At 35.8% G+C, this 5,322-nt stretch carries 9 protein-coding genes and 1 pseudogene; 8 read left to right on the top strand and 2 right to left on the bottom strand.

Features of this window, described 5'->3' with window-relative positions:
* The first annotated feature begins 156 nt into the window (after positions 1-156).
* Together CEV08_RS08755 and CEV08_RS08760 are read left to right on the top strand one after the other, a co-directional pair.
* Positions 157-576 (top strand): hypothetical protein, encoded by a 420-nt coding sequence (locus CEV08_RS08755; protein WP_100131229.1) that lies wholly within the window; start codon positions 157-159, stop codon positions 574-576.
* 164 nt (positions 577-740) lie between these two features.
* Positions 741-1,058 (top strand): annotated as a pseudogene (locus CEV08_RS08760) (hypothetical protein); the annotation flags it as partial.
* A gap of 248 nt (positions 1,059-1,306) precedes the next feature.
* Here the strand turns inward: CEV08_RS08760 and CEV08_RS08765 are convergent.
* Complete coding sequence (locus tag CEV08_RS08765) at positions 1,307-1,579, bottom strand: type II toxin-antitoxin system RelE/ParE family toxin (protein WP_100131230.1); 273 nt, start codon at positions 1,577-1,579, stop codon at positions 1,307-1,309.
* Complete coding sequence (locus CEV08_RS08770) at positions 1,576-1,866, bottom strand: CopG family ribbon-helix-helix protein (RefSeq protein ID WP_100131231.1); 291 nt, start codon at positions 1,864-1,866, stop codon at positions 1,576-1,578. Before CEV08_RS08770 ends, CEV08_RS08765 begins: the two co-directional genes overlap by 4 nt.
* Before the next feature lie 223 nt (positions 1,867-2,089).
* Between CEV08_RS08770 and ssb the strand changes: the two genes are divergently transcribed.
* From ssb to CEV08_RS08800, 6 genes are all read left to right on the top strand, one after another.
* Positions 2,090-2,536, top strand: a complete 447-nt coding sequence (gene ssb, locus CEV08_RS08775) for a single-stranded DNA-binding protein (protein WP_100131232.1) — start codon at positions 2,090-2,092, stop codon at positions 2,534-2,536.
* A 10-nt stretch (positions 2,537-2,546) separates the two neighbouring features.
* Entirely contained in the window at positions 2,547-3,083 is a 537-nt protein-coding gene (locus tag CEV08_RS08780) for a hypothetical protein (protein ID WP_100131233.1), read from the top strand.
* Positions 3,084-3,147: 64 nt separating this feature from the next.
* On the top strand, positions 3,148-3,348 hold the full coding sequence (locus tag CEV08_RS08785; protein ID WP_100131234.1) for a type II toxin-antitoxin system HicA family toxin: 201 nt from the start codon (positions 3,148-3,150) through the stop codon (positions 3,346-3,348).
* The gene (locus tag CEV08_RS08790; RefSeq protein WP_012231571.1) at positions 3,345-3,740 is read left to right on the top strand and encodes a type II toxin-antitoxin system HicB family antitoxin; all 396 of its coding nucleotides are present in this window, start codon (positions 3,345-3,347) and stop codon (positions 3,738-3,740) included. Before CEV08_RS08785 ends, CEV08_RS08790 begins: the two co-directional genes overlap by 4 nt.
* A gap of 472 nt (positions 3,741-4,212) precedes the next feature.
* Positions 4,213-4,533, top strand: coding sequence for a hypothetical protein (locus tag CEV08_RS08795; protein ID WP_100131235.1), 321 nt, complete (start codon positions 4,213-4,215; stop codon positions 4,531-4,533).
* Between the two features lie 3 nt (positions 4,534-4,536).
* A complete protein-coding gene (locus tag CEV08_RS08800) occupies positions 4,537-5,115 on the top strand; it encodes a hypothetical protein (RefSeq protein ID WP_100131236.1) in 579 nt (192 codons plus the stop codon).
* Positions 5,116-5,322 lie beyond the last annotated feature (207 nt).

Raw genomic sequence — 5,322 nt, forward strand, 5'->3', positions numbered from 1 at the left:
AGCGCGGTCGTGCCTATAGAATTACACAACATATGTCCGATTTCAAAAATGCAGACAGTCCGTACAAATTTTTGTTCGAGGATGATGCAAAATCCTCCATTCCATTGGTTAGCGGGCAAAAAGCCATCACCTGCAGAAGCGGAGAGAATTATCTCGTTGGGTAATGAAGCTTTGCAAATGCTTGATGAAAAAGCTTCTGAGGAAGAAATAAAAGCGATGTTTCTCATACTTTCTGGTGGGCTTAAAAGCCAACCCGGAGAAGACGAAAAAGCTACAGCCGTTGCTTATCTCTTTTCTCTCAATGGCTTAAGCCGTTGGGCAATAAAAACTGCAACAAGGGATGTGATGAAAGGTAAAGCTAAAGGCTTGTCGACGACATTTATGCCCGCTTCTGCTGATCTTCTGCTTTACTGTGAAAAGCTTGAAAACGATATTCGAACTACTGTTAAAGGGATATTTACCTCACTCGATAGACCAGAGATTAAGCCGAAAGGAGAACCTATTTCTGCTGAAAAATGGGATAAATTGATGCAAATGCTTGAAAAAACGGAGATTGGTTTAAATCCTTTTCAGTGAAAAGAGCTGATGGTTTTGTAATTAGATATGCATTTAAATCGACAAAAAGGTATCTTACAAAGCGATTTAAAGATTTTATGATAAAAACACATCTGCAATATAAAAAGCTCTGTACAGTCAAATTTAAGACAAATAGACCAATTAGTAAAATTAGGAATTAAAACATGGAAATTTTAAAACAACTGTTCTTAACAAATCATAAACAGCCAATGCAAAAAATGCAAAAAAAGTTTATCGCAACGGCTGTTGGGTATGTTCCTTGAGGAGACGGAGCGGCAGAGTATTTTTACAACCTCTACGAATATGAAGACGGCACAAGAGAGTGTGAAAAGTTTGACAGTGGTCAGTATTACACCATACCAGAAAATGCAGATTTTAGCACCAAGGCGCAAGTAAAAGCATGGGTTTATGGGGGTGCTGTTCCGAAAAGTATATTGAGTTATGAAGCGTTGATAGACAGTGCAAATAAGAAGATAGAAAGGTGTGGTCAAGATACACTGATTTGTGAGATTACAGATGATGGTGAGATAGGGTACCCATTGTCTTGTGATGAAATGGACCGTGAGCTAGAAAAAGCACTTGATATTCAGTTGAGTAGATACAAAAATGGAAAACAAAATACAAAACATTAATCAAAGCTGTTTAGATTTAAAAACATGATTTTATCCTCTCGCTTTTCTAGGGTGGGGAGTAGATCTACGGCATATGAACAACCCAAAATACAACTGATTTATGGCCACTTTTGTTTTGCATGAAGTATGCGCAAAATTCGCACTGTGCCATTTAAAACATCATAAATCATGATATATTTTTTACGTACGATAAGTTCGCGAGTGTTTATAATACGACCAACACGACCAAGAGTAGGAAACCTAACAAGTTGTTTCACTTTTTCAGACAAAAACTTGTCAAATGCTAATGCGGCAGAGGGATTTTCTTGTGCGATATATTCACGTATCTTTTGACGATCATAGTGCGCGATCTGTGTCCAAACGAGTTTCATGACGCTGATGTTTTCATCTTACGTTGTGTTTCAAAACGCCACGCTTCCGCTTCTGCTTCTATTTCTTCAGAAGATATTACATCACCTGTATTAGCAGAATTTAACCCAAGTTGGACTTGTTCTTGAAACCATAATTCATGCGCTATCTTTTCTTTTTGTTCTCTTACAATATCACGCATATAATCTCGTAAGAGCTGCGCACCGGATCGATCACATGCTTTTGCAGCTTGAGAGAATTCATTTTTTAATACATCATCAACGCGAAAGGTAAACGTTGTTTCAGACATTATTATCACCATTAATATGTTACAATGTAATTACAATATAACACATTTTAATGCGTATTCAATAGTTGCACTTAACAATACAGATGTCATGATGCCACTATTTTAAAATATTAATTTTATACTTTAAATAAATAATATTATCTCATTGAAAAACTTGAAAAAATAATAAACTTATGCTAAGATTTTTCACATATTTAAATACGAATTTAAGGTAACAAAAAACATGCTAAATAAAGTAATGTTAATTGGCTATTTAGGGGGTGATCCCGAAAGCAAAACCATGACTTCTGGAGTAGAAATAGTCAATTTTCGTATGGCAACTTCTGAAAGCTATACTGATAAAAAGACCAATCAAAAAGTAGATAAAACCGAATGGCATTCCATTGTGGTTTTTAATCCACATTTGGCAAAAATTGCTCTTCAATACCTCCATAAAGGTTCAAAGGTTTACATAGAAGGCAAATTACAAACCCGTAAATGGCAAGATAAAAATGGTCATGACCGTTACACAACAGAGATTATTTTACCACAATATAAAGGTGAATTGCATTTGCTTGATGCAAAGAAAGAGCAATCTGCGTCCTCTTCATCTGTCATTTCTCAAAGTTATGCTATCGCTTCAGGTGCTGATGATTATGGTGCATCTCTTAATGATGGCGTCCCATTCTGATTGAAAAAATATGGCTAAAAGAAAAAAACATGCAAAACGTGGGCGTCCACGGATTAAGGGATGTATCAGAGAACCCAACGGTCGTATCTCACGGACAAAAATGCCTCATGACCCCATTGAGAAATTAGCAATAGAAATGCGTGCCAAACGCTTTGGCTTGACCATAGAAGAAGCAAAAAATCCGCTTTCCGGTACCTATATCGGACGGCTTTATCTGCAAGGTGTGATTAACCCAGATCAGTATGATGCAGCACAAAAATACCTTGAAGTGAGAAATGATTATCTATGTGCAAAAACATTGCCTAGTGCAATTTATGATAAAATGCCCTCATCTTCTGATGAAGCAGCTAGAAAAAAATGGGTTGAATTTGCAACAAAACAATTTTTGAATATGCAAGAGGTAATAAAAGAAACACAAAACCTATATAGACAGCATAATTTTTATGCTGCGCTACAGTATCTTGTTAGTGAAGATCAAGAATTACCGTACCTTGTACCTTCATTGCGGATAATCCTTAACGCTCTCCAGAAACATTGTGGTTATTAAAAACCTTGACTTAAAATAAGAAAAAGTATAGTGTGTAAATATATACACATTATGAGATTAGGGAATGGAACAAAACAGCCGAAAAATAATTGCAAAATTAAAACGCGATGGCTTTGAACTTGTAAAAGTAAAAGGTTCGCACCATAAATTTAAAAAAGACGGTAAGGTTGTTATTATTCCACATCCTAAAAAAAATCTTCCAATTGGTACAGCGCGTTCTATTGCACAACAAGCAGGCTGGTTTAAAAAAGGAGAAGAAGAATGAAAAGATTTTTTGCTCTTGTTCATAAAGATGAGGATTCTGCTTTTGGTGTTCAATTTCCTGATTTTGAAGGTCTATTCTCTGCTTCTGATGAAGAAGAAAATCTTATCATAAATGCAACCGAAGCTTTGCAACTTTACTGTGAAGATATGGATACAGTGCCTGTTCCTTTAAAATTTGAAGAAGTGATACAACAGAAAGCTGTCAAAAAAGCCTTGTCAGAAGGAGCTTTTTTAATACAAGTTCCTTTTATTGAAAATGATTCAGAAGTCGTACGTACAAATATATCAATTGAACGAGGGCTTTTGCGTGCAATTGATAATTGTGCACAAGAGAGAGGCTTAACAAGATCTGCTTTTTTGGCAACAGCAGCCCGTCACGAGCTTAATATTTAGCCCATCAATATGGAGAAATTTCTCACTCTAGATTTTTTTGCAAAAGCGTATAATTGCATATGATTTGCAAAATATTAATGAAAATCAAAAGGCAGCAGGCAAACACAACGCTACAGTTAAGAGTGATATAGCTATCATTGATATCATATACACGGCATCTAATATTTCTGGACCTGTCATTTCCTTTCTCTCCTATACTGCTCAATATTTATAAATATTTAGATAAAAAATACAAAATATAGATTTTTTCTCTTGACAATGTGTAAAAATTTTTATTTAATGGTCGTACTGTCTCTAGGTGTATTGCGTCTAAAATTCAAAACTATCCCTTAAAATTTGATAAAATCTTAAGCTTTCAAGAGGGCTTAAATTACTGTTTTTATTGATAAAACAGACTAATCTATTTTGCACATATCAAACGCCATTCAGTAACCAATGATGTCATTAATTCATTGCCTCAAAAGGAGCGAAGATGAAAGCAATCATCACCAAGCCAATGTGTGTTGTTGGCGATAATAAAAGCACTGTTCGTTTTGAAACTTCAACTCCCAATAATCCATTTGTGGAGATTTCTAATCAAGTCTACGCACGTCTCAAGCGTGCAAATGCCGCTAAACCTTTTGTTGATGTCAAAACAAAAATAAAACCCGACAAGACAATTGAACWSATTAAGCAGGTARAAAAAGAACCCAACCAAAYATCATCTGAAACAGTAACAGAGGAAACCTCTCTCGAAAAACCAAAAGAATCTAAAGCTTCCAAGCCATCAATATCTACCCCCAAAAAGGCTTAGAAGTTGAAATTAATTATCCACCAAAAATGGTATCTTCAACAGGTAAAAGATACCTTCACAAACCTTCAAGCCCCTCGCCTTAATTGGGCTCTGCGTAATGCTCTAAACACTGCAGCAAAACAAGTTGAACGCTTTACTGAAAAGCAAGTTGCAGACATCTCATCARCCCAAMYAAAGCGCGTTAAAAAAGGTGTTTATATTAAAGACAAGGCTACCGCACAGTTTCTTGARAYAGATATCATTGGTTCTGGAACACCAATACCTCTTAAATTTTTTAAAGTAAACGAAACAAAACGCGGAGTGACTTACACACTGTTTAAAAAGAAAGAAATCTTGCCCCATGGTTTTATCATGGGAGGCAGTTTTCCAAAACGTGTTGAATTAAAAATGGGAGGGAATGTGTTTCAAAGAGATGATGGAGACCAATTCCCTATTGCAAAACAAGAAGGACCWTCAATTGCTAAAGTGATGTCCAAGCCAGAGATTGCAAGCGCTATTGCACAATATGCCAATGAAAGATTAACCAAAAATATACAGAGACAACTTGCTCGTCAAGAATACGCTGCCAACAAGAAAGGCTAGATCATGTTCTCAAGTTTTATCTCTATATTACATATCTTTATGAGTTTAAGCATTCCCTATTCTTATTGCAATTTTAAAAAAAGATCATCATTTATGCTTTGTTTTTTCCATAAAAAAGTAAATAAAATCAATGCAAAAGGTACTTCCCAGCGGGTTGGCTTCGTTGCGGGGCAGGCTAGCGCGAACTATCGCTAGCGACAGAATTTT

Source organism: Bartonella tribocorum, from assembly GCF_002778015.1.
Lineage (GTDB): Bacteria > Pseudomonadota > Alphaproteobacteria > Rhizobiales > Rhizobiaceae > Bartonella > Bartonella tribocorum_B.

Bases quoted from the DNA above. Each gene is read 5' to 3' on its own strand.
- CEV08_RS08765 (WP_100131230.1), bottom strand. From the start codon at position 1,579: ATGAAACTCGTTTGGACACAGATCGCGCACTATGATCGTCAAAAGATA.
- CEV08_RS08770 (WP_100131231.1), bottom strand. From the start codon at position 1,866: ATGTCTGAAACAACGTTTACCTTTCGCGTTGATGATGTATTAAAAAAT.
- ssb (WP_100131232.1), top strand. From the start codon at position 2,090: ATGCTAAATAAAGTAATGTTAATTGGCTATTTAGGGGGTGATCCCGAA.
- CEV08_RS08780 (WP_100131233.1), top strand. From the start codon at position 2,547: ATGGCTAAAAGAAAAAAACATGCAAAACGTGGGCGTCCACGGATTAAG.
- CEV08_RS08785 (WP_100131234.1), top strand. From the start codon at position 3,148: ATGGAACAAAACAGCCGAAAAATAATTGCAAAATTAAAACGCGATGGC.
- CEV08_RS08790 (WP_012231571.1), top strand. From the start codon at position 3,345: ATGAAAAGATTTTTTGCTCTTGTTCATAAAGATGAGGATTCTGCTTTT.